Origin of the sequence: Kaistia geumhonensis (assembly GCF_030815145.1) — a bacterium.
Classification (GTDB): domain Bacteria; phylum Pseudomonadota; class Alphaproteobacteria; order Rhizobiales; family Kaistiaceae; genus Kaistia; species Kaistia geumhonensis.
The window spans coordinates 1,105,863-1,129,429 of record NZ_JAUSWJ010000001.1 but is presented as its reverse complement, the minus strand read 5'-3'; the positions used below and the strand labels follow the sequence as shown (position 1 = coordinate 1,129,429).

General features: G+C 67.2%; 20 protein-coding genes and 1 tRNA gene. 13 read left to right on the top strand and 8 right to left on the bottom strand.

What is annotated here, in order from left to right; genetic code table 11:
- Positions 1-2 precede the first annotated feature (2 nt).
- On the bottom strand, positions 3-2,930 hold the full coding sequence (uvrA, locus tag QO015_RS05320) for an excinuclease ABC subunit UvrA (RefSeq protein ID WP_266281017.1): 2,928 nt from the start codon (positions 2,928-2,930) through the stop codon (positions 3-5).
- A gap of 319 nt (positions 2,931-3,249) precedes the next feature.
- On the opposite strand from uvrA, the gene QO015_RS05315 reads away from it, so the two are divergent.
- Genes QO015_RS05315 through QO015_RS05295 form a run of 5 tightly spaced genes read left to right on the top strand, consistent with a single transcriptional unit; the run spans position 3,250 to position 7,533 of the window.
- Positions 3,250-3,756, top strand: coding sequence for a single-stranded DNA-binding protein (locus QO015_RS05315; RefSeq protein ID WP_266281018.1), 507 nt, complete (start codon positions 3,250-3,252; stop codon positions 3,754-3,756).
- Positions 3,757-3,782: 26 nt separating this feature from the next.
- A complete protein-coding gene (locus QO015_RS05310; protein ID WP_266281019.1) occupies positions 3,783-4,319 on the top strand; it encodes a mismatch-specific DNA-glycosylase in 537 nt (178 codons plus the stop codon).
- Positions 4,320-4,355: 36 nt separating this feature from the next.
- On the top strand, positions 4,356-6,338 hold the full coding sequence (locus QO015_RS05305; protein WP_266281020.1) for a tetratricopeptide repeat protein: 1,983 nt from the start codon (positions 4,356-4,358) through the stop codon (positions 6,336-6,338).
- Complete coding sequence (locus tag QO015_RS05300; RefSeq protein WP_266281021.1) at positions 6,335-7,096, top strand: MOSC domain-containing protein; 762 nt, start codon at positions 6,335-6,337, stop codon at positions 7,094-7,096. Before QO015_RS05305 ends, QO015_RS05300 begins: the two co-directional genes overlap by 4 nt.
- A 14-nt stretch (positions 7,097-7,110) precedes the next feature.
- Positions 7,111-7,533 carry a DUF2306 domain-containing protein gene (locus QO015_RS05295; protein WP_266281022.1) on the top strand — a complete coding sequence of 141 codons (423 nt, stop codon included), beginning with the start codon at positions 7,111-7,113 and terminating at the stop codon, positions 7,531-7,533.
- On the opposite strand, the gene QO015_RS05290 is transcribed toward QO015_RS05295, so the two are convergent.
- The 3 genes from QO015_RS05290 to QO015_RS05280 form a co-directional block, all read right to left on the bottom strand.
- Positions 7,530-8,186, bottom strand: a complete 657-nt coding sequence (locus QO015_RS05290) for a MarC family protein (protein ID WP_266281023.1) — start codon at positions 8,184-8,186, stop codon at positions 7,530-7,532. The two genes, QO015_RS05295 and QO015_RS05290, sit on opposite strands and share 4 nt — an antisense overlap.
- A 65-nt stretch (positions 8,187-8,251) precedes the next feature.
- On the bottom strand, positions 8,252-9,763 hold the full coding sequence (locus tag QO015_RS05285) for a hypothetical protein (protein ID WP_266281024.1): 1,512 nt from the start codon (positions 9,761-9,763) through the stop codon (positions 8,252-8,254).
- Complete coding sequence (locus tag QO015_RS05280; RefSeq protein WP_266281025.1) at positions 9,738-11,162, bottom strand: MBOAT family O-acyltransferase; 1,425 nt, start codon at positions 11,160-11,162, stop codon at positions 9,738-9,740. Before QO015_RS05280 ends, QO015_RS05285 begins: the two co-directional genes overlap by 26 nt.
- Positions 11,163-11,523: 361 nt before the next feature.
- Here QO015_RS05280 and gyrA point away from each other — a divergent pair, with 361 nt between their 5' ends.
- Positions 11,524-14,199, top strand: a complete 2,676-nt coding sequence (gyrA, locus tag QO015_RS05275; RefSeq protein WP_370877450.1) for a DNA gyrase subunit A — start codon at positions 11,524-11,526, stop codon at positions 14,197-14,199.
- A gap of 114 nt (positions 14,200-14,313) precedes the next feature.
- On the opposite strand, the gene QO015_RS05270 is transcribed toward gyrA, so the two are convergent.
- A complete protein-coding gene (locus tag QO015_RS05270) occupies positions 14,314-14,541 on the bottom strand; it encodes a hypothetical protein (RefSeq protein WP_266281026.1) in 228 nt (75 codons plus the stop codon).
- Positions 14,542-14,749: 208 nt separating this feature from the next.
- On the opposite strand from QO015_RS05270, the gene coaD reads away from it, so the two are divergent.
- The 6 genes from coaD to QO015_RS05240 all read left to right on the top strand — a co-directional run bounded on the left by coaD (position 14,750) and on the right by QO015_RS05240 (position 21,490).
- On the top strand, positions 14,750-15,241 hold the full coding sequence (gene coaD / locus QO015_RS05265) for a pantetheine-phosphate adenylyltransferase (protein ID WP_266282451.1): 492 nt from the start codon (positions 14,750-14,752) through the stop codon (positions 15,239-15,241).
- 70 nt (positions 15,242-15,311) lie between these two features.
- Complete coding sequence (locus tag QO015_RS05260; RefSeq protein WP_266282452.1) at positions 15,312-15,836, top strand: peptidylprolyl isomerase; 525 nt, start codon at positions 15,312-15,314, stop codon at positions 15,834-15,836.
- Between the two features lie 103 nt (positions 15,837-15,939).
- Entirely contained in the window at positions 15,940-16,413 is a 474-nt protein-coding gene (locus QO015_RS05255; protein ID WP_370877397.1) for a peptidylprolyl isomerase, read from the top strand.
- Positions 16,414-16,548: 135 nt separating this feature from the next.
- The gene (queA, locus tag QO015_RS05250; RefSeq protein WP_266281027.1) at positions 16,549-17,631 is read left to right on the top strand and encodes a tRNA preQ1(34) S-adenosylmethionine ribosyltransferase-isomerase QueA; all 1,083 of its coding nucleotides are present in this window, start codon (positions 16,549-16,551) and stop codon (positions 17,629-17,631) included.
- Entirely contained in the window at positions 17,628-18,758 is a 1,131-nt protein-coding gene (gene tgt, locus QO015_RS05245) for a tRNA guanosine(34) transglycosylase Tgt (protein WP_266281028.1), read from the top strand. Before queA ends, tgt begins: the two co-directional genes overlap by 4 nt.
- A 122-nt stretch (positions 18,759-18,880) precedes the next feature.
- Positions 18,881-21,490, top strand: a complete 2,610-nt coding sequence (locus QO015_RS05240; protein ID WP_266281029.1) for a cation-translocating P-type ATPase — start codon at positions 18,881-18,883, stop codon at positions 21,488-21,490.
- On the opposite strand, the gene QO015_RS05235 is transcribed toward QO015_RS05240, so the two are convergent.
- Positions 21,487-21,924, bottom strand: coding sequence for a DUF4864 domain-containing protein (locus QO015_RS05235; RefSeq protein WP_266281030.1), 438 nt, complete (start codon positions 21,922-21,924; stop codon positions 21,487-21,489). The two genes, QO015_RS05240 and QO015_RS05235, sit on opposite strands and share 4 nt — an antisense overlap.
- A gap of 153 nt (positions 21,925-22,077) precedes the next feature.
- On the opposite strand from QO015_RS05235, the gene QO015_RS05230 reads away from it, so the two are divergent.
- Positions 22,078-22,314 (top strand): Lrp/AsnC ligand binding domain-containing protein, encoded by a 237-nt coding sequence (locus QO015_RS05230; RefSeq protein ID WP_266281031.1) that lies wholly within the window; start codon positions 22,078-22,080, stop codon positions 22,312-22,314.
- A gap of 41 nt (positions 22,315-22,355) precedes the next feature.
- On the opposite strand, the gene cobD is transcribed toward QO015_RS05230, so the two are convergent.
- Entirely contained in the window at positions 22,356-23,372 is a 1,017-nt protein-coding gene (gene cobD, locus QO015_RS05225) for a threonine-phosphate decarboxylase CobD (protein WP_266281032.1), read from the bottom strand.
- Positions 23,373-23,378: 6 nt separating this feature from the next.
- Positions 23,379-23,452, bottom strand: a tRNA-Cys gene (locus QO015_RS05220).
- Positions 23,453-23,567: the final 115 nt, after the last annotated feature.

The window sequence follows — 23,567 nt, the reverse complement described above, 5'->3', positions numbered from 1 at the left end:
GCCTATTCGGCCGCTTCGGCCTTGCGCCGCTTGCGCGCCGCCTTGGCCTTGTCGAGCACCGGCTTCAGGAAGCGGCCGGTATAGGAACCGGGCACCTTCGCGATCTCCTCCGGCGTTCCGATGGCGACGATCTCGCCGCCGCCGTCGCCGCCCTCCGGGCCGAGATCGATGATCCAGTCGGCCGTCTTGATGACCTCGAGATTGTGCTCGATCACCACGACGGTGTTGCCCTGGTCGACCAGGCTGTGCAGCACTTCCATCAGCTTGGCGACGTCGTGGAAATGGAGGCCGGTCGTCGGCTCGTCGAGGATGTAGAGCGTCTTGCCGGTCGCGCGCCGGGACAGCTCCTTGGCGAGCTTCACGCGCTGCGCCTCGCCGCCCGAAAGTGTTGTCGCTTGTTGACCAACTTTGACATAACCGAGTCCAACCTCGTCCAATGTCTCCATTTTGTCGCGGATTGCCGGCACGGCCTGGAAGAACTCGCGGGCCTCCTCGACCGTCATGTCGAGCACGTCGGCGATCGACTTGGCCTTGAATTTCACGTCGAGAGTCTCGCGGCTGTAGCGCTTGCCCTTGCAGACCTCGCAGGTGACGTAGACGTCGGGCAGGAAGTGCATCTCGATCTTGATGACGCCGTCGCCCTGGCAGGCTTCGCAGCGCCCGCCCTTGACGTTGAACGAGAAGCGGCCCGGCCCGTAACCCCGCGCCTTCGCCTCCGGAAGTCCCGAGAACCACTCGCGAATCGGCGTGAAGGCCCCGGTATAGGTGGCGGGGTTGGACCGCGGCGTCCGGCCGATCGGCGACTGGTCGATGTCGATGATCTTGTCGATGAACTCGAGTCCCTCGATACGGTCATGCTCGGCGGGGTGGAGATGCGCGCCGTTGAGATGCCGTGCCACCGCGGCATAGAGCGTATCGATGAGGAAGGTCGACTTGCCGCCGCCCGAGACGCCGGTGATGCAGGTGAAGGTACCGAGCGGGATATCGGCCGAGACGTTCTTCAGATTGTTGCCGCGCGCCCCGACGACGCGGATGCGCCGGTCCTTCCTGATCGGACGGCGCTTCTCCGGAACCTCGACGCTGAGTTCGCCTGAAAGATATCGACCCGTCAGCGAGGCCGGATCGGCCATGATCTCCGCCGGCGTTCCCTGCGCCACGATCTGCCCGCCATGGACGCCCGCCGCCGGTCCGACATCGACCACATAGTCGGCCGTCATGATGGCGTCCTCGTCATGCTCGACGACGAGGACGGTGTTGCCGATGTCGCGCAGGTGCCGCAGCGTCTCCAGCAGCCGCTCGTTGTCGCGCTGGTGCAGGCCGATCGAGGGTTCGTCCAGCACGTAGAGGACGCCCGTCAGGCCCGAGCCGATCTGCGAAGCGAGACGGATGCGCTGGCTCTCGCCGCCCGACAGCGTGCCCGAATTGCGCGACATCATCAGATAGTCGAGGCCAACATCGATGAGGAATGAGAGGCGCTCGCGGATTTCCTTGAGGATGCGGACCGCGATCTCGTTCTGCTTGTCGTTGAGCTCTGCCGGCAGCGCCTCGAACCAGGCGGCCGCCTTGCGGATCGACAGCTCGGAGACCTCGGCGATGTTGCGCCCGGCGATCTTCACCGCCAGCGCCTCCGGCTTCAGCCGAGCGCCGCCGCAGGCCTTGCATGGCGTCGATCCCTGGTAACGCTCGATCTCCTCGCGCGCCCAGTTCGATTCGGTCTCGCGCCAGCGCCGCTCCAGATTGGTGACGACGCCCTCGAAGCTCTTCCTGGTGCGATAGGCGCGGGTGCCGTCATTGTAGACGAACTCGATCTCCGTCTTGCCGGTGCCGTGCAGGATGGCGTTTTTCGCAGCCTCGGGAATTTCGTCCCAGGGGTCGGTCATCGCGAAGCCATAGTGCCGCGCGATCGCCTCCAGCGTCTGCTGGTAATAGGGCGAGGACGACTTAGCCCAGGGGGCAACCGCGCCCTGCTTCAGCGACACCGAGCCGTCCGGCACCACCAGATCGGGATCGATCTTCTTCTCAGAGCCGAGCCCGTCGCATTCCGGGCAGGCGCCGAAGGGATTGTTGAACGAGAACAGCCGCGGCTCGATTTCGGCGATGGTGAAGCCGGAGACCGGACAGGCGAACTTCTCCGAAAAGGTGATGCGGCGCGCTTCGCCCTTTTCGTCGGTTTCGTCGGCGAACTCGGCCAGCGCGATGCCGTCGGCAAGTTCCAGTGCCGTCTGGAAGCTGTCGGCGAGCCGCGCCGCGATGTCGCCGCGCACGACGATGCGGTCGACGACGACGTCGATGTCGTGCTTGAGCTTCTTGTCGAGGCTCGGCGCCTCCGCGATCTCGAAGAAGACGCCGTCGAGCTTGACGCGCTGGAAACCCTTCTTCTGGAGCTCTGCCAGTTCCTTTTTGTACTCGCCCTTGCGGCCGCGGATCATCGGCGCCAGCAGGTAGAGGCGCGTCCCTTCGGGCAGCGCCAGCACGCGGTCGACCATCTGGCTGACCGTCTGGCTCTCGATGGGCAGTCCGGTCGCCGGCGAATAGGCGATGCCGACCCGCGCGAAGAGCAGGCGCATATAGTCGTAAATCTCGGTGACGGTGCCGACCGTCGAGCGCGGATTCTTCGACGTCGTCTTCTGCTCGATCGAGATCGCCGGCGACAGGCCGTCGATCTGGTCGACGTCCGGCTTCTGCATCATCTCGAGGAACTGCCGGGCATAAGCCGAGAGGCTCTCGACATAGCGGCGCTGGCCCTCGGCATAGATCGTGTCGAAGGCGAGCGAGGACTTGCCGGAGCCGGAGAGCCCGGTCAACACCACCAGCTTGTCGCGCGGCAGGTCGACATCGACATTCTTGAGATTGTGCTCGCGGGCGCCGCGAACCGAGATGAACTTGCCGGTGCTTCCGCCCGACGAAGCCTTGTCAGCGTGTGATGCCATATCCTGTCGGTCCATCGGGGAAGGCGGCGAAAGCCGAACTGCAAATCTAGGCGTTGTGCGGCGCGAGACAAGACGGCACCGGCGCGCAGGCCCGCCGGTGCGCGCCGCGACTCGCCTCTAGCGGAGCGGAGCCGATCTTGCCAGCGCCAACGCGATTGTCTAGAACAAATAAGGAACGGGAGTCTTGTCCGACGCAGAGGCGCGCTGTGGACAAGCAGCGAAGGCGGGCGAAAGCGGCGGCGATTTTGTCTAGGCTGCGGCAGGAATGGCGGCGCCCGCGCTTCGGTGCGGGCGGCTGCCCAAGAGGAAAGGAAAGCGCATGGCCGGTAGCGTCAACAAGGTGATCCTGGTCGGCAATCTCGGGCGCGACCCGGAAGTGCGCCGCTCGCAATCGGGCGACCCGATCGTCAATCTCAACATCGCCACCTCCGAGACCTGGCGCGACCGTCAAAGCGGTGAGCGCAAGGAGCGGACCGAGTGGCACCGCGTGGTGATCTTCAACGAGAACCTCGCCAAGATCGCCGAGCAGTATCTGAAGAAGGGCTCGAAGGTCTATGTCGAGGGCCAATTGCAGACCCGCAAGTGGCAGGACCAGTCGGGCGCCGAGCGCTATTCGACCGAGGTGGTGCTGCAGCGCTTCCGCGGCGAGCTGACGCTGCTCGACGGCCGGTCGGGTCCGTCCGAAGGCGGCGGTGACTACGAGAGCGGTGGCAGCGATTTCGGCCGTTCCAGCCCGCTCGAAGCCCCGCGCGGCGGTGGCGCCGCCCGCCAGCCGGCCGCGACCAGCTCCTACGCGGCCGATCTCGACGACGACATCCCGTTCTAGGATCGGGTCGAAGGGGAGGCGGGCCCATGCCCGTCCTGCCGGACGTTCTGGCGCCGGGTCTCGACATCGTTTTCTGCGGGACGGGCGCCGGAGCGTGGTCGGCGCGGGTCGGCGCCTATTACGCCAAGCCGGGCAACAAGTTCTGGCCGACGCTTCATGCCGTCGGCCTGACGCCGCATGTGCTGGCGCCGCTCGCCTATCGCGAGGTGCTTCGCTACGGCATCGGGCTCACCGACGTGGCCAAGGAGCATATAGGTCAGGACGACGCGATCGATCTTTCGCGCGTCGACGCCGCGGCGCTGCACGAGAAGATCGCCCGCTGCGCGCCGCGCCGCATCGCCTTCACGTCGAAACGCGCCGCGAGCCTCGCGCTCGGCCGGCCGACAGCGCGCATTCCCTATGGCGAGACCGGCGATCGGATCGGTCCGGCCATCGTGCATGTCATGACCTCGCCGTCGGGTGCCGCCGGGTCCTACTGGTCGCTTGGCCCATGGCAGGATCTGGCTGCGGCGCGAGCTGCCGATCGGTCGCCGCGTGTTGAAGTCGCGCCATTCGACCGGTAGATCAGGGCGGGACCGAGACGACTGGCGGGAGGCGGCATGAACCAGGCGCACAGCGCGCTGCAGGCGACGTTCGGAAGGGCGGTCGCCGCCTATCAGGCCGGGCGTCTGCAGGAGGCGGAGCAGCAGTGCCGGCTGGTCGTCGCGGCCATGCCCAAGCTGTTCGACGCCCGCTTCCTGATGGGACTCGTGCAGGCAGGGCAGGGCGCCCATCGCCCGGCGATCGAGAGCTTCGACCGGGCGCTCGCGATCCGGCCGGGCATTCCCGACGTCCTCGCTGCGAAGGCGGGGTCGCAGCATGCACTCGGTCGGTTGGCCGACGCGCTGAAGACTTATGAAACCGCGCTGACGGCTGCCCCTGCCAGCGCCGAGCTCGCCTATAACCGGGCGACCGTTCTCGAGGCGCTCGGACGCCATGATGATGCGATGGCAGGGTATGGGGATGCCCTCGCGAAGCGAGCGGACTTCGTGGAGGCGCTCAACAACCGCGGTGTGCTGCTGCAGGCGTTGGGCCAGACAGACGCCGCCCTCGCGGATTATGATCGGGCGCTCTTGGCGCGTCCGGCGCATGTGCCGGTGCTGCACAACCGGGCCCGCCTGCTGCGGGATCTCGGCCGCACCGATGAAGCGCTGAGAACCATCGAGCGCGCGCTCGCCGCCGCGCCGGGCCGGCCCGACCTGCTCAACAGCCGCGGCCTGATCCTGCTGGCCGGCGGCCGGGTCGACGAGGCGCTGGCCAGCTTCGAGCGCGGTCTCGCGACGGCGCCGTCCGACGGGGCGCTCCTGTCCAACAAGGCGAAGGCGCTGCTGCGGCTCGGACGGGCTGCCGAGGCGCTTGCGGCGATCGAGACCGCTCCGGCGGCACGGCGGGCCGAACCAGATTTCGCGGCGCTCGAAGGCAGCGCGCTCTACGAATTGCAGCGCTATGAGGACGCGGTCGCCGCCTGCGACCGAGGCCTCGGCGGCCGGCGGGACCATGCCGGGCTGCTGACCGACCGAGCCAATGCGCTGCGTGAATGCGGGCGTTTCGACGAGGCCCTCGCGGACTACGACCGGGCGCTGGCGATCGAGCCCGGTCGCCCCGCCGCCGTCTATGGCCGCGCGACGCTGATGCTCTTCCGCGGCCGCCACGCCGAAGGCTGGCCGGGCTTCGAGGAGCGGCGGATCACGCCGGTCTGGCGGCCGCGCGAGGCGGGGACGCCGGAGTGGGAGGGAGGACCGCTCGCGGGCCGGCGCCTGCTGCTGCACGCCGAGCAGGGGCTCGGTGACACGATCCAGTTCGTGCGCTTCGCCGCTCTCCTCGCAGAACGGGGAGAGGACGTGGTCGTCGAGGTGCCGGAAAGCCTGCACGGGCTCGTCGCCGGCATGGGCGACTTGAAGGTGGTCGCCCGGCAGGAGGTGCCGCCGCCGCATGACGTGCACGCCTCTCTTATGAGCCTGCCGCATCTGCTCGGTCTCGGCGAAGATCTCCTTGCCGGCCGCGTGCCTTATTTCGCGGCCGATCCGGCGCGCGTCGCCTCATGGCGCGCCCGCCTGCCGAATGGGCCTTTCCGCATCGGCATTGCCTGGCAGGGCAATCCGAACGCTGCCGTGGACCGCCTGCGCTCGGTGCCGCTCGCCGCCTTCGCGCCGCTCGCCGCGCTGCCGGGCGTGGAACTCGTCAGCCTGCAGAAAGGCGCGGGCACGGAGCAGCTTTCGTCTCTCCCCGAGGGCATGAAGGTCACGATCCTGCCGGAAGACTTTGCCTCCGGGCCCGATTCCTTCATGGATACGGCGGCAGTCCTGGCCAATCTCGATCTCGTCGTCTCGATCGATTCTGCGGTCGCGCATCTCGCCGGTGCACTGGGCCGACCGCTGATCGTCGCGCTGAAACAGGTGCCGGAATGGCGCTGGGGGCCGAGCGCCGAAGCGTCGCCCTGGTATCCTTCGGCGCGGCTGATGCGTCAGGCGAAGCGTGGTGACTGGGACGAGCTCTTCGGCCGCATCGCCGCTGCCGTTGCTGCCCTCAAGGATGGGAGATGACGTCGATGAACGCCACCGTCGACAGCCTCTATCGATACCCCGTGAAGGGGTTCTCGCCTGGGCCGCTGGCGGGAGCGCGCCTGGCCCGCCACGCGACGATCCCCGGGGACCGCGTCTATGCGATCGAGAACGGCCCCTCCGGCTTCGACCCGTCCGCTCCGGCCTACCAGCCAAAGACCAAGTTCCTCTGCCTGATGAAGAATGCGCGGCTGGCAAAGCTGCGCACAACACTCGATCCCGAGACGCATGACTGGCACGTCGAGGGTGATCGGGCGGCGACCTTTCGCCTGTCGACCGAGGAAGGACGACGGGCGGCGGAAGCGTATCTCACCGACTTCATGGGCGAGGAGGTGCGCGGTCCCCTCAAGGTGTTGGCCGCGCCGGGGCACAGCTTCTCCGATGTCGGCAAGCCGCTCGTGTCGATCATCAATCTCGCCACGGTCGCGGCGCTCGGGCTCGCACTCGGCCGCAGCGTCGATCCGCTGCGCTTTCGCGCCAATGTCTACGTGACCGGCCTGCCCCCTTTCGTGGAACTGGATTGGGTCGGGCGGCGCGCGGCGCTCGGCACGGCGGAGATCGCCATCGTCAAGCGCACCCGCCGCTGCGTCGCCACCAATGTCGATCCGGCGACCGCCGAGCGGGACATGGAGATCCCGGCGAACCTGCTTCGGCTCTACGATCACATGGATTGTGGCGTTTACGCCGAGGTCCGCGCGGGCGGAATTCTGAACGTGGGCGATCCGCTGATCCTGTCCTGAGGGGAGAGTCTCGCATGTCGCTGGCTCCCCTTCTCGAGGCCTCTTCCGTCATCCAGATTCATGCGTTCGCGGCGCTGGCGGCGCTCGCCATCGGCATCGTGCAGTTTGCCGCGCCAAAGGGGACGCTGCCGCATCGCTCTGTCGGCTGGCTTTGGGTCCTGCTGATGGTCGTCGTGGCCGGCTCGTCCTTCTGGATCCACGAGATCCGCACCTTCGGGCCGTTCAGCCTGGTTCATCTCCTGTCGATCCTGACGCTGATCGTGCTGCCGAACCTCGTCATGATGGCGCGCCGCCATGAGGTCGGCATGCACCGCCATCTCGCGCGCAACCTCTTCATCGGCGCGCTGGTGATTGCCGGCCTCTTCACGCTGCTGCCCGGCCGCATTATGCATGAGGTTGTTTTCGGCAGGACGACGGCCGCAGCCGGTCCCGGCTAGAGGGTCGCCGGGAAGGCGGTCCGCGCGATCGCAACGATGCCGTCGGCAACGAACTGCACCGAGAGGGCGGCAAGCAGGACGCCGAGCAAGCGCGTCAGCACGATGCGGCCCGTATCGCCCAGCGCGCGATCGAGCGGTCCGGCCGCCATGAAGACGAGCAGGCAGCAGAGGATCAGCAGCGCCACGATCGCGAGCAGGCCGATCAGGCTCAGCGTATCCGGCGCGCCGGACGCGATCAGGATCGTCGCCGAGATCGCGCCCGGTCCCGAGATCAGGGGAATCGCGAGCGGGAAGATCGCGAGATGGCGCACGTCGTCCTGGTCGAAGGCCGTTTCCTCCAGCGCCCGGTCGGCGCTCGCCTGCTTGCGCTTGTCGCGCCGCTCGAAGACCATCTCGAAGGCGATGCGGAAGAGAAGCAGCCCGCCGGCGATGCGGAAGGCGGGGATCGAGATACCGAGGAAGGTGATGAGCTTTTCGCCGACCAGCGCGAAGGCGAGCAGCACCAGCATGGCGGTGATCGTGGCGCGGATCGCGGTCTGGCGGCGCTGCAGGTCGGTCATGCCGCGCGTCAGCGCGACGAAGATCGGCGCGAGGCCGATCGGGTCGATGGTGACGGCGAGCGTCACGAGCGCGTTCAGCAGATAATCGCCCAAGATCGGCCCCCCGCAGACGGCGCGCCGAGCGCCGCGCTTCGGAGCTTGGCACGGCTCCGGCGGCGCTACCAGTCCGCCGCGCCGGGCGTCCAGAATCCGTAGGTGCAGCCGCCCGCGACGGGCCGGGTCGGATCGATCATCTGCGGCCAGCCTTCGGAGACCGCGAAGCAGTCATGCGGGTCCTCCGCCACCAGCTTGTAGTCGGTGCCGTCGGTCCGGTACCAGGGCAGGAACAGCCCGGCACCCTTCTCGACGACCGGAATGTCCGGGTCGATGGCCGGCAGTTCGTCTGGGTAGCGGCCGCTGGCGGCATGCGCCGCAACCACGGCGTCGTTGAGCGTCTGAAGCAGGCGGATATTGCGCTCATAGCCGAAGACCAGCGGGTCGGGCGGGCGCTTCAGTCCCGCGATGCGCCCCTTGGCGCGCGCGGCGAGGGTGGCGGCATCGGCGCTCTTCCAGTCGAACGCCCGGCTTTCGATCTCTGGCAGGCAGGCTGCGAAGCCGGCCGAGTAGACCGAGGCACCCTTCCAGTTCACGTGATAGGACGTGTCGTAGCGGTACTGGACCGGCACGATGGCGCCGATCGGGTCGCAGTGGATCGGCGAGCCGGCCTCGTCGGCGGCACGCGCGAGATCGATGATCCGCTGCCAGTATTCGGGCGTGAAGAGCGTGCCGGAATCGTCCTCCACAATCACGGGCCAGGTCAGGATGAGGCTGGCCCCCTTGGCCTCGACCACCTTGCGGGCGTCGGCGAGGGCGCCGGCGGCGTAGGGCGTGACGATGGGCTGCGCCGGCGTCGTGGCGGCGCGCATAGCCGCTTCGGCATCTTTCGGCGTCTGGAGCATGAGCTCCTTGTCGCCATGCGCGTTCATCGTCGAATAGTCGTAGGGCGCGTGGTCGTCGCCCGCGCCGCCGGACGCCCGGGCGGCCTTCCAGTCGTCGAGCAGCGTCGCGAGCGGGCGCGCAGGGCTCGGACGCGTTCCGATGATCTCGCCGATGCGGTTGCCGACCCCGTCGAGGACGTTGAAGGGATGCGCCGCCGCAGCCAGGCGGGCGAGGCGGGTCAAGGGGATCGCGTCCGCATAGGGGTAGAGGAAGGCGAGGAAGGTTTCCGCCGAGAGGTCGGTCACCGCGGTTCGGCTGTAGTGCTCGAACTCCAGCGGCATCACCACGCGGTCGTTGGCGTCGACGAAGCCGTCGAGTTGCGCCAGCAGGAGGTCGATGTCGAGGCCGGCATGCATGCCGAAATTGAGCACCGTCTCGCCGGTGGCGCGGCTGACGGCGCCGCCGTCGAGGCCGAACATCGTCCCCGAGCCTGCGGCGACCAGCGTCTTGCGCGCCTCGGGCGGCAGCGGCTTCACGATGTCGGCGTAGAAGTGCCGGCGGAGCGTGAGGATGTCGTAGAGCCACCATTGCGCGCGGCTCCAGGCCCCGAGCTGGAACGTCACCAGCCCGGCATAGAGCAGCGGGCCCATGATCGCGCCGAGCGCCATCATGGCGAGCGAGCGTCGGGCGCCCTTCGTGAGCGCGGCGCGCAGGCGGGCCCTGCCGCTAGAAGCGGAAATAGATGAATTCATTCGTCGAGGTCTGGCCCGTGAATGCGAGCAAGGCAAGGCCGAAGATGAGGCCGCACCAGAGCGCGGCCCTCATGGCGGCGCGCCGGTTCGGCAGGATGGTGACGCCCGCGATGAGCGCGGCCGGCGGCGCGAGGAATGCGACGAGGCCGGCGACGACCACGAGCGCGATCATGCGGTTGAGGTTGGCGACCGTCAGGAAGGGCCGGTAGCTGTCGGTGAAGATCCCGGCAGGGTCGACCATAGCCTCAAGATGGACGATCGCGTCGCCGAGCGTCGCCGAGCGGAACAGGATCCAGGCGAAGGTCACGAACAGGAAGGTGAGCGGCCAGGCGACCGCGCGCGGCAGGCGCGGCATGCCCATTCGTGCATAGAACCGGTTCGCCGCGAGGCCGAGTCCATGGACCAGCCCCCAGACGACGAAGCCCCAGCCGGCGCCGTGCCAGATGCCACCGATCAGCATCGTGGCGACGAGATTGGCATAGGTGCGCACGCTGCCGTGGCGGTTGCCGCCGAGCGGGATGTAGATGTAGTCGCGCAGCCAGTTGGACAGCGTGATGTGCCAGCGGCGCCAGAATTCCTGGATGGAGCGCGACTTGTAGGGCGAGGCGAAGTTGAGCGGCAAGCGGATGTTGAACAGCATGCCGAGGCCGATCGCCATGTCGCTGTAGCCGGAAAAGTCGAAATAGATCTGGAAGGAATAGCCGAGCGCCGAGAGCCAGGCTGTCCAGAATCCGAGTGCCTCCGGTTCGGCGAAGAACGGCTTCACATACTGGCCGAGCGGATCGGCGATCAGCACTTTCTTGGCGAGACCGACCGAGAACAGCGCAAGGCCGAAGCAGATATTGCGCACCCGGGGCGTGAAGACCCGCTTCAGGTCGACCTGCCGGCTGATCGGAAGATAGGACGTGATCGGGCCGGCAATGAGGTGCGGGAAGAAGAACAGGAAGAAGACGTAGTTGCCGAGGTTGGGCCGCCGGATGCGGCCGCGGTGCACGTCGATCAGGAAGGCGATCTGCTGGAAGGTGAAGAAGGAGATCGCCAGCGGCAGGTGGCGGAATTCACCGTGTGAGACTTCACGGCCGAAGGCGGTGTTCACCGTGTCGGTCAGGAAGTCGAAATATTTGAAATAGCCGAGGATGGCGACGTCGAAGACGATACCGACGATGAGATAGAGCTTGGCATGTCGGCCGCGCTCGATCGCCATGGCCAGCGCGAAATTGGCGGCGAGCGAGACCGCGAGCACCACGACGTCGAGAAAGCCCGAGATCGTGTAGAACACGACCGACGCGAAAATCAGGAAGATCTTGGCCGCGAGATCCGACTGCCGCGCCAGCGCCCATGTCACCAGCGTGACGACGGGCAGGAACAGGAAGATGAACTCGGGCGAGGAAAAGAGCATCGACGGCGTGAGGCGAGGAGGAGCAGCGGGACCACGATTGGGGCGTGAAGCGCATCGTCGCCGCCGTCGCCCGTCGAACGCGGCTATCTCGCATGCCGGGCGAGAGGGCGCAAGCGCCACGGCCGGGACGCCCTTTCGCCCTCCCGGGTCCTGCGAGTCGCCTAACAAGGCGGCAGAAGGCGCGGAAATCCGTCAAGTCCGAGAGCATTCCTTGAACCGCCGCAATGCGGTCCCTATGATCGCGCGCAACGAAACCTGATTCCGGAAACATCTGTTGTCCGATACCAACGAGCCGCCGCGCCAGGACGAGCCCGGCGACGGCCGGCCTTCCGAATTCGAAGGCATCTCCATCTCCGACGAGATGAAGCGCAGCTTCCTCGATTACGCCATGAGCGTGATCGTCAGCCGTGCGCTTCCCGACGCCCGGGACGGCCTCAAGCCGGTGCATCGCCGCATCCTGCATTCGATGAACGAGCAGGGCTATGACTGGAACAAGCCGTTCCGCAAGTCGGCCCGTGTCGTCGGCGACGTGATCGGTAAGTACCATCCGCATGGCGACCAGTCGGTGTATTTCGCGCTGGTCCGCATGGCGCAGGATTTTTCCATGCGCGTCATGCTGGCCGACGGCCAGGGCAATTTCGGCTCGGTCGACGGCGACAGCCCCGCGGCCATGCGATACACCGAGGTCCGTCTCGCCAAGGCGGCCCATTCCCTGCTCGAGGATATCGACAAGGACACGGTCGACTATCAGGACAACTATGACGGCTCCGAGCGCGAGCCTGTCGTCCTGCCGGCGCGCTTCCCGAACCTGCTCGTCAACGGTGCCGGCGGCATCGCCGTCGGCATGGCGACGAACATCCCGACCCACAATCTCGGCGAGGTGATCGACGCCTGCATCGCCTATATCGCCGATCCGGCCATCTCGATCGCCGATCTCATGGAGATCGTGCCCGGTCCCGATTTCCCGACTGGCGGCCTGATCCTCGGCCGCGCCGGCATCCGCGCCGCCTATCAGGACGGGCGCGGCTCGATCCTGATGCGCGGCCGTGTCGCCGTCGAGACGATCCGCAAGGAGCGCGAGGCGCTCATCATCACCGAGATCCCGTATCAGGTGAACAAGGCGGTGATGATCGAGAAGATCGCCGAACTGGTGCGCGACAAGCGCATCGAGGGCATCTCCGACATCCGCGACGAGAGCGACCGCCAGGGCATGCGCGTCGTGATCGAACTGAAGCGCGACGCGGTGGCCGATGTGGTGCTGAACCAGATCTATCGCTTCTCGCCGCTTCAGACCTCGTTCGGCGTCAACATGGTGGCCCTCTCGGGCGGCCGCCCGATGCTGATGAACCTGAAGGACCTCATCCAGGCCTTCGTCGCCTTCCGCGAGGAAGTGGTGACGCGCCGGACGCGGTTCCTGCTCAACAAGGCGCGCGATCGCGCCCATGTGCTCGTCGGTCTCGCTATCGCCGTCGCCAATATCGACGAGATCATCCAGCTCATCCGCACCGCGCCCGATCCCACGACGGCGCGCGAGCGGCTGATGGAGCGTCACTGGCCGGCGCTCGATGTTGCGCCGCTGATCGCGCTGATCGATGATCCGCGCCATCGCCTCGCCGCCGACGGCACCTATCAGCTGTCAGATGCGCAGGCGCGCGCGATCCTTGATCTGCGCCTGCAGCGCCTCACCGCGCTCGGCCGCGACGAGATCGCCGACGAACTGAACAAGATCGGCATCGAGATCGCCGACTATCTCGACATCCTGCGCTCGCGCGCCCGGATCATGGGCATCATCCGCGACGAGCTGACGGCGGTGCGCGACGAGTTCGCGACCCCGCGCAAGACCGAGATCCTCGAAGGCGGCGCCGATTTCGAGGACGAGGACCTGATACAGCGCGAGGACATGGTCGTCACCGTCAGCCACGAGGGCTACATCAAGCGCGTGCCGCTCGCGACCTATCGCGCGCAGAACCGCGGCGGCAAGGGCCGGTCCGGCATGGCGACCAAGGACGAGGATTTCGTCACGCGCCTGTTTGTCGCCTCCACGCATACCCCGGTGGTGTTCTTCTCCTCCCGCGGCATCGCCTACAAGATGAAGGTCTGGCGGTTGCCGCTCGCGGCGCCTCAGGCGCGCGGCAAGTTCCTCAACAATCTCCTGCCGCTGCAGGACGGGGAGCGTATCACCTCGATCCTGCCGCTGCCGGAAGACGAGGCGAGCTGGGAGACGCTCGACGTGATGTTCGCCACCACGCGTGGCACCGTGCGCCGCAACAAGCTGAGCGACTTCGTCCAGGTCAACCGTAACGGCAAGATCGCGATGAAGTTCGACGAGGATGGCGACGCGATCGTCGACGTCCAGCTCTGCTCGGAACAGGACGACGTGCTGCTGACGACGGCCGCGGGCCAGTGCATCCGCTTCGAAGTCACCGATGTCCGCGTCTTCAAAGGTCGAGACTCGACCGGCGTCCGCGGCATCGCGCTCGGCGATGGCGACCGGGTCATCTCGATGGCTATCCTGCGCCATTTCGATGCGAGCGCCGAGGAGCGCGCCGAATATCTCAAGAAGAGCCGCGCGGTCAGGGGAGAGCCCGAGACCGAGGATGTCGTTTCGGACGACGTCGAGTCGGAGACGGCCGACATGGCGGGCGACCCGACGGCCGACTCCGAGTCGCGCTACGTCGCCATGAGCGCAGCCGAGCAGTTCGTCCTGACGATCTCCGAGAACGGCTACGGCAAGCGGACGTCGTCCTTCGAATACCGCGTCACCAATCGCGGCGGTAAGGGCATCGTCGCGATGGCCGTCAACGAGCGCAACGGCCAGCTCGTGGCGTCCTTCCCCGTCGAGGACAGCGACCAGATCATGCTCGTGACCGATGGCGGTCAGATGATCCGCATGCCGGTCGGCGGCGACAAGCCGATCCGCATCGTCTCGCGCGGTTCGCAGGGCGTGATCGTCTTCGACACCGCCGAGGGCGAGAAGGTCGTTTCGGTCGACCGTCTTGGAGAGACCGGCGACGAGGTCGAGCCGCGCGCCGAATAAGCGTTGCCGACAGACAGAAAAGAAAACGCCGGCGCGAGCCGGCGTTTCAGTTTATGGGGGAGGTCGTTTCTTGATCGGTCGGGGTTTACCGAGGTCAGGAAAAGGGGCCCGGGCTCAGTTGGCGGCCGGCGAGGGAACTCGGGTCAATATCGACACACCTTCGCCACGCTGCTCGATCGTGATCTCCGGGCTGCCGCCGAGATCGGCCATGACCGCGAGGCGATCGGCCTTCTTGGCAGCGGGGGCGCGCATGTCGTTCAGAACACCTGCGCCGGCCACGCCTACGGCGATGGTGGCCACCGCCGAAGTCGCAAGGATCAGACTATGAAACCATGTCGTCATTGCCGCTCTCCGTATCGCGGACGATCTGAACTTGGACACATCACGCCATCGGGGCTATGAACCGCATCACTACGCGCTGTTCATCTGCCCTTCACTTGGGCTGTCAACGTCGCGAAATCGAGGCGGTTCCGCGGAATTTCAGGGGCGGGGCCGGTCACAGCTTCGCGATCACGTGATTTACCGAACGGAGATCATGCCGATGCCGCCCATCCGGACCGGCTTTTTCCCGGGATCCTTCGACCCGATTACCAACGGTCACGCCGACATCCTCGCGGCGGCACTCGCCTTCTGTGACAAGGTCGTGGTTGGGATCGGCACGCACCCCGGCAAGGTGCCGCTCTTTGCCTTCGACGAACGGGTGGCGTTGATCGATATGCTTACCGCGGCGATCGAGGGCGGGGCAGGACGCGTGTCCACCGTCGCCTTTGACGGGCTGACCATCGATGCCGCGCGGAAAGCGGGCGCCGGCATCCTGATCCGGGGACTGCGCGACGGCACCGATCTCGACTACGAGATGCAGCTCGCAGGCATGAACGGCGCCATGGCGCCCGATATCCGGACTATCTTCGTGCCGGCATCGACGGCGACGCGGCCGATCACCGCCACGCTCGTCCGCCAGATCGCCAGGCTCGGCGGCGACGTCACTCCATTCGTGCCGGATTTCGTCGCCCGAAAGCTGACACAAAAATTCGCTTCCTGACCGCACCCCGCCGTTCATCCTGCCATATGGCGAACAACCGGAGATTTCCGTGACTCGATTCTTCAGCATGATGGCGGCGATGCTCGCCGTCTTCCTCGCCGTCGCCCCGGCGATGGCCGCCTCCGAGAAGCTCGATCCTGAGAACACCATCTATCTCGATCTCAAGGATGGACGCGTCGTCATCAAGCTGCGCCCCGATCTCGCGCCCAAGCATGTCGAGCAGATCAAGAAGCTGACCCGCGAAGGCTTCTATGACGGCATTGTCTTCCACCGCGTGATCGACGGCTTCATGGCGCAGACCGGCGATCCGACCGGCACCGGCATGGGCGGCTCCAAGCTGCCCGATATCCCGGCGGAGTTCTCGAACGCTCATTTCGGCCGTGGCACGGTCGGCATGGCGCGGTCGCAGGACCCGAACAGCGCCAATTCGCAGTTCTTCATCATGTTTGCCGATGGCGGCTTTCTCGACGGCCAGTACACGGTCTGGGGCGAGGTGGTCAGCGGCATGGAATATGTCGACGAGATCAAGAAGGGCGAGCCGCCGGCCAATCCGGACAAGATCGTGAAGATGCAGGTCGCGGCCGACGCCAAGTAGCGCGGTCGACGCCGCAATCGGGCCGCCGCTGCCGATTGGGCTCGCGGCGGCCGCCGATTGGTGGCAGAAGCCTTCCCGAAATTCCCCGAACGGAGATTGAAACGTGGCCGATATCAAGGACCCGGAAAACACGCTGATCCTGGAGACGACCAAGGGCACGGCGGTGATCGAGCTTCGGCCCGACCTCGCCCCCAACCATGTCGCTCGCATCAAGGAACTGGCACGCGAGAAGTTCTATGACGGCATCGTCTTTCACCGCGTAATCGACGGCTTCATGGCGCAGACTGGCGATCCGACCGGCACCGGCATGGGCGGCTCGGGCAAGAAGCTCAAGGCCGAGTTCAACCGCGAACCGCATCTGCGCGGTACGCTTTCGATGGCCCGCGCCCAGAACCCCGACTCGGGCGACAGCCAGTTCTTCATCTGCTTCGCCGACGCCCGATTCCTCGACGGCCAGTACACCGTCTGGGGCAAGGTGATCGAGGGCATGGAAAACATCGACAAGATCAAGCGCGGCGAGCCGGTCAAGGATCCCGACCAGATCGTCACGCTCCGCGTCGCAGCCGACGTGGCGTAGCAAGGAAGTCCCTCACCCCGGCCCTCTTCGGAGAAGGCCGGGGCGAGGGCTTGGCGGCGCTTGCCGCCGCGATCAGAAGCAAGAGACCGGGCGCCGTCTGGCGCCCTTTCCCATTCGAGACCTTCGCGAGTACCGATGCGCGTCGACCTTTTCGATTTCGACCTGCCGGACGAGCGCATCGCGCTCCGGCCGGCGCGCCCGCGAGATGCCGCCCGGCTGCTCGTCGTGAAGCCCGGTGCCGCGCCGGAAGACCGCATCGTCCGCGAGCTGCCCGACCTCCTGCGCCCGGGCGATGCGCTCGTCTTCAACGATACGCGGGTCATCCCGGCGCAGTTGTTCGGCGAGCGGGTGCGCGATGGCGTCTCGGCCCGCATCGGCGCGACGCTGCATATGCGCGAGGCGGGCGATCGCTGGCGCGCCTTCCTGCGCCCGGCGAAGAAGATCGCGGCGGGCGACCGCATCCTGTTCGGCGAAACGGCGGATCGCGCCTGTCTCGTGTCGGGCCTCGCCGCGACGGTCGCGGAGAAGGGGGAGGCGGGCGAGGTCGTGCTCGCCTTCGACCTCACCGGCCCCGATCTCGACGCCGCCATCGCGACTCTCGGCCATATCCCTCTGCCTCCCTATATCGCCTCGAAACGGGCCGAGGACGCCGAGGATCGCGCTGACTACCAGACCATCTATGCCCGCGAGGAAGGCGCCGTCGCCGCGCCGACGGCCGGCCTCCACTTCACGCCCGAATTGTTCGAGCGCCTCGATGCACGCGGCGTCGAGCGGCATTTCGTGACGCTGCATGTCGGCGCCGGCACCTTTATGCCGGTCAAGGCGGACGATACCGCCGATCACCGGATGCATGCAGAGCGTGGCGAGGTCTCGGAGGCGACCGCCGCCGCGCTCAACGCCGTGCGCGCCCGCGGAGGCCGCGTCGTCGCCGTCGGCACCACATCCCTTCGCCTCCTGGAGAGCGCTGCCGGCGAGGATCACATGATCCGTTCGTTCAACGGACCAACCAGCATCTTCATCACGCCGGGCTACCGGTTCCGCGCCGTCGACCTTCTGATGACCAATTTCCACCTGCCGCGCTCGACGCTTTTCATGCTGGTTTCCGCCTTTTCGGGCCTCGAGACCATGCGCGAGGCCTATGGCCACGCAATCCGCTGCGGCTACCGCTTCTACTCTTACGGCGACGCGTCGCTGCTCCATCCTGCCGAGGCCGAATGACCGACCGTTTCTCGTTCACGCTGCTGAAGACCGACGGCGGGGCGCGCCGCGGCCGCATCGACATGCCGCGCGGCACGATCCGCACGCCCGCCTTCATGCCGGTCGGCACGGCTGGCACGGTCAAGGCGATGTATCCCGGCCAGGTCCGCGAGCTCGGTGCCGACATCATCCTCGGCAACACCTATCACCTGATGTTGCGGCCGGGCGCCGAGCGGGTGGCGAAGCTCGGCGGGCTGCATGTCTTCGCGAACTGGCCGCATCCGATCCTGACCGATTCCGGCGGTTTCCAGGTCATGTCGCTGGCCCAGCTCCGAAAGCTCGACGAGAACGGCGTCACCTTCCAGAGCCACATCGATGGCCGACGCTACGAGATGACGCCGGAGCGCTCGGTGGAGATCCAGGGCCTGCTCGACAGTGACATCCAGATGCAGCTCGACGAATGCGTCGCACTGCCGGCCGAGGAAAAGGAGATCGAGCGCGCCATGCAGCTTTCGTTGCGCTGGGCCGAGCGCTCGAAGGCGGCCTTCGGCGACCAGCCGGGCAAGGCGATCTTCGGAATCGTTCAGGGTGGCGACAACGAGCGGCTTCGCGGGGAATCCGCCTCCGCGCTCGCCGCGATGGACTTCAAGGGCTACTCGATCGGTGGCCTCGCGGTCGGGGAGCCGCAGGCGGTGATGCTACGCATTTTGGAGATGACGACCCCGATCCTGCCCAGGGAGAAACCGCGCTACCTGATGGGCGTCGGCACGCCGGAGGACATTATCGAATCGGTCGCCCGCGGCGTCGACATGTTCGATTGCGTGATGCCGACCCGTGCCGGCCGGCACGGCCTTGCCTTCACCCGTTTCGGCAAGGTGAACCTCAAGAACGCCCGCCATGCCGAGGATCATCGTCCGCTCGACGAAAGCTCGGACTGTCCGGCGAGCCGCGACTATTCGCGCGCCTATCTGCACCATCTCTTCAAGTCGGGCGAAACGCTCGCCGCCATGCTGCTCACCTGGAACAATCTCGCCTATTACCAGAGCCTGATGGCCGGCATCCGGGCCGCGATCGACGAAGATCGGTTCGAAAAGTTCCGTCAGACGACCAAGGCGGGTTGGGCTCGCGGCGACATCGCGCCACTCTGAGCGCGCGACCGGTTCCGCGCCTGCCAGCCCGCGCCCATCCGGCCGCGACTTGATCTTGGCCAAGCGTCACATTGCCGATCGCGCTAGGATACCGCAATCCTGGCAAGAGCGAGATTGCGGCGATGGCGGCAGCGAACCAGTACGGCGGCGCCGGGCACGGCTCCGCATCCGGTGATGCCGCCTGCGCTAGCCGCACCGTCAATGCAGTCCTGGCGGAGTTCGATACGGCGCTCGAGGGCCTGACAGAGGGCGAGGCGGCGGCGCGCCTTGCCCGCAGCGGTCCCAACCGACTGCCGGAGCCGCGCAGCAAGTCGCTTTTCGAGGTTGTCGCCGGGCAGTTCCGCAGTCCTTTCATCTACCTGCTGCTGATCGCAGCCGCGATTTCCTTTGCGCTTGGCCATGGCTCCGATGCCTGGTTCATCTTCATCGTTCTCGCGAGCAACGCCGCGATCGGCTCCTTTCAGGAGTGGCGGGCGGAGTCTCGTGCGCGGGCGCTCAAGTCGCTGATCCCGGTGACGGCATCGGTCCGGCGAGGCGGGGTGCTGACCCGTCTCGACGCGCGGCTGCTGGTGCCGGGAGATATCGTCGAGATCGAAGGCGGAGCCCGCATTCCCGCCGATCTCCGGTTGGCCGAGGCAACCGGCCTGTCGGTGGACGAAAGCCTGCTGACGGGCGAATCGCTTGCGGTCGAGAAGATGGCGGAACCGCCGGCAGCCGCCGACGCGCCGCTTGGCGAGCGGGTGACGATGCTGCATGCCGGGACGGTGGCGGAGCGCGGGCGCGGCGTCGGCATCGTGGTCGCCACCGGAAGGCTGACGGTGATCGGCCAGCTCGCCGCCAGTCTCGATACCGAGGACGTGCCTCCGCCGCTGATGGTGCGCATGGAGCGCTTCACGCGCGATGTCGCGCTCGTGACGCTGGTGCTGATCGCAATCATCGGTGCCATCGAGGCGATGCGCGGCTCGCCGCCGGACCAGATCGTGCTGCTCGCCGTCGCGCTCGCCGTCTCGGCCATCCCCGAAGGGCTTCCGGTCGCCATGACCGTCGCGCTCTCGATCGCGATGCAGCGCATGGGGCGCCGCCAGGTCATCGTGCGCCACATGATGGCGGTCGAAGGCCTCGGGTCCTGCACGCTGATCGCGACCGACAAGACAGGGACGTTGACCGAGAACCGGCTGACGGTCGAGCGCATCTGGATCCCAGGCCTCGGGGAGGTAGCGGCCGGCGATGCGGCATCGGCGCCGGTGCTCGAGGCTGGAGCCTTGGCGAGCGAGGTCGCCGCGCTCGAAGGCGATCGTCTCAGCGGCGACGCCGTCGACCTCGCCTTCCACGTCGCCGCCGCCCGCCATCCGCGCCGAGGAACGGCACCCCGGCCCGACCCGCTCGGCCGCGTTCCCTACGAGGCGGAACGTCGATATGCGGCCGCCTTCCACGGCGACGGCGACACGATCATCGCCTATGCCAAGGGCGCGCCCGAGACGATCGCGATGCTCTCTGACGATGATGGCGGCGCAGCGCTCGCCGCCGCGCGCGACCTGTCGGCACGAGGGTTCCGCGTCATCGCCGTCGCCGCGGGCCAGGTCGCGGCCACCGGCGAGGCGGCGCTGGCGGGCCTTTCGCTGATCGGGCTCGCCGGGCTCATCGACCCTCTGAGGGCGGGCGCCGCCGAGGCGGTCGCGGCGGCGGGGGACGCGGGCATCCGCGTCGTGATGGTGACGGGCGACCATCCGCTGACCGCGCTCGCCATCGCGCGGCAGGTCGGCATCGCCGACGATCCGGAGAGCGTGGTGAGCGGGGCGCAACTCGCCAGCCTCGGGACGCCGGCGGCCTTCGATGCCGCGACCGCGGGGGCTCGCGTCTTCGCCCGCATCGAGCCGCTGCAGAAGCTCGCCATCGTCGAGAGCCTGAAACGGCAAGGCCATGTCGTCGCCGTGACCGGCGACGGGGTCAACGATGCCGGGGCGCTGCATGCCGCCGATATCGGCGTGGCCATGGGGCGCGGCGGCACCGATATCGCGCGCGAAGCGGCCGGCCTCATCCTCGCCGACGATAATTTCTCCTCGATCGTCGCCGGCATCGAGGAAGGACGCATTGCCTACGACAATGTCCGAAAGGTGATCCTGCTGGTCGTCTCGACCGGAGCCGCGGAAATCCTCCTGATGCTCCTGGCGACGCTTTCCGGCCTGCCGCCGCCCCTGACGGCGGTGCAGCTTCTGTGGCTCAACCTGGTCACGAACGGTTTGCAGGACGTGGCGCTCGCCTTCGAAAAGGGCGAGGCGGGAGTTCTTCGCCGCCGTCCGCGCCCGGCCGGTGCGCCGATCCTCGACACCGCGATGATCCGCGCGGTTCTCGTGAGCGGCGCCGCGATCGGCCTGATCGCCTTTGCCTTCTATGCGGGTGCCCTCGCGGCGGGGTTCTCACAGCCGGTGGCGCAGGGCGCGACGCTCTGGCTTCTCGTCTGGTGCGAGAACGCCCATTGTTTCAACTGCAGGTCGGAGACACGTTCGGTCTTCGGCATTCCGCTCTCGAACAACCCGCTTCTCGTCGCGTCCGTGGCCGGAGCCCAGGCGCTTCAGATGCTCGCCCCGGCCATCCCGCCCCTCCGCGATCTTCTTTCGCTGGACGGCATCAGCCTCGTCGAGGGCATAGCGCTCTCGGTTGGCGGGATCGCGGTACTCGCCGTGATGGAAATCTACAAGCGTCTCGCAGCCGCCGGCGCCAAGCCGGCCTAGATCGTCGGCGCCTCGTCCTTCAGGAGCTGGCAGCCAGAGATCTTCCATGTTCCGTCAGGCTGTTTCTCGAAGCTGTAGAGTGCGATCCAGCCCGAGCCATCGGCGGCCGTCAGATACACCTTCTCCATCGGTCCGAGCGGACCCTCGACCACTTCGCCGAAAACAACGCTCTGCGAGCGATAGACCGGCGGATAGGCCTGGCGGACCATGGTCATGAAGATGTCAGGAGTGGGGAACATCCGACGGATGCCGGGCGCTGCGTGGCTGTACGCGGCGGCGCCGTCGTCACGCCGGAAGGCGTCGAGCTGCTGCTGCACCAGCGCCTTGAAGTCGGCTCGGTCGGCGCTCGACGGCTCCGCTTGTACAGGAGAGAGCGCGCTGGCGCTGACGGCGGCGGCGATCGCGGCGGCGGAGATGAGGCAACGGACGCGCATCGGAACCTCCCTGGACGATAGCGCCAGAGAAGCAACTAGCCACACGGCGCGATCCGGCAAGGGAGGGGGCCACCGATTTTCGCGGCTTTCGCACCGGGCCGGTGCCTGCTATCCGGTTGCGTTCCGTCGCATCAGGACCGCAGGGAGCCTCCGATGAAAGCGCTGTTCGTCCAGATCAAATGTGAACTCGGCCGGGCCTACGAGGTCGCCACCGCGATCGCCGACAGCGAGATCGCTTCCGAGATCTACTCGACGGCCGGCGAGTTTGACCTCCTTGTGAAGTGTTACCTCGAAGACGCGGTCGATCCAGGCCATTTCGTCACCGAATCGATCCAGCGCTTTCCGGGCATCCGGGACACCCGAACCATCATGACGTTCCGGGCTTTCTGATTCTCTGCCAAGGCTTTGGGCGCTTCGGCTGAATCGGTCTCTCAACGGCCGAGCGCGGCATCAAGGCGGTCGAGGTCGGCGTCGCGGGGAATGCCGAAGCGGATGAAACCCGGCCGCTCGGCGAAGACCCGCGTCCAGACGCCGCGCCGCGCCAGCCTTTCATGAAGGGCGCCGGCGTCCGCCACCCCGATGAGGCGAAAGAGATCCGTGCCGCCGGCGATCGCGAGCGAGTGCCGCGCCAACACCAGGTCGAGCCGGCGACGCCGCTCTGCGAGGCGAAGCCGCGTCGCATCCCGCCAGCCGGTATCCGAGAGCGCCGCGCGGCCAACCGCGAGCGCCGGACCGGAGACCGGCCAATCGCCCATCAGCGCCGCGAGCCGCTCCACGATCGCCCCGCTGCCGAGCACGAAGCCGAGCCGGAGCCCGGCGAGGCCGTAAAACTTGCCGAAGGACCTGAGGACGACGAGACGCGGGTCGCCCAGTGCCGGGACGATGCTGATCTCGGGCGTCAGGTCGGCAAAGGCCTCGTCGACGACCAGAAGCCCCTTTGCGGGCAGCGCGGCGAGGACGCGAAGGATGTCAGCGGGCGCCGTGACGCGCCCGTCGGGATTGTTGGGATTGGCGAGTACCACGACGTCGCTGCCCGCCGCGTCGTTCAGGGCCGATATGGCCCGGACCGCATGCCCGGCACCGCGCCACGCCTCGGCATGGCCGGAGTAGGTCGGCGAGAGGACGGCGACCGTCCCGCAGGGCGCCAGGCTCGGCAGAAGCCGCAGCGCGACGTCGCTTCCGGGCACCGCGACGAGGAGAGCCTGCGCCGGCGCGCCATAGGTGGATCGCGCGGCCTTCATAAGGCTCGCGAGATCGGCGGGATCGGGAAGCCGGGCGTACGCCTCGACGGTCGGTGCGGGGGCGGGCCAGGGCTCCGGATTGATTCCGGTGGAAAGATCGAGCCAGCCGCCGGCTGGAAACCCGTATCGCGCCGTCGCAGCGGCGAGCGCTCCGCCATGCCGGGGTTCGGCGTGTCGGTCATCGCTGGGCAGCGTATCGCGCGTCATGAAGAGTGGAGGCCTCGCCCGGAATCGAACCGGGATGCAAGGATTTGCAGTCCTCTGCGTAACCATTCCGCCACGAGGCCCTCGGGTTGCGGATGTAGAGGCAAGGCCCTTCCATAGGCAAGCACTTTCTCGCCGTCATCCACCATGTCCGCTGCCGCCCGCGCTGCACATGGCGCGGCGGCTTGTCTCGCCGAA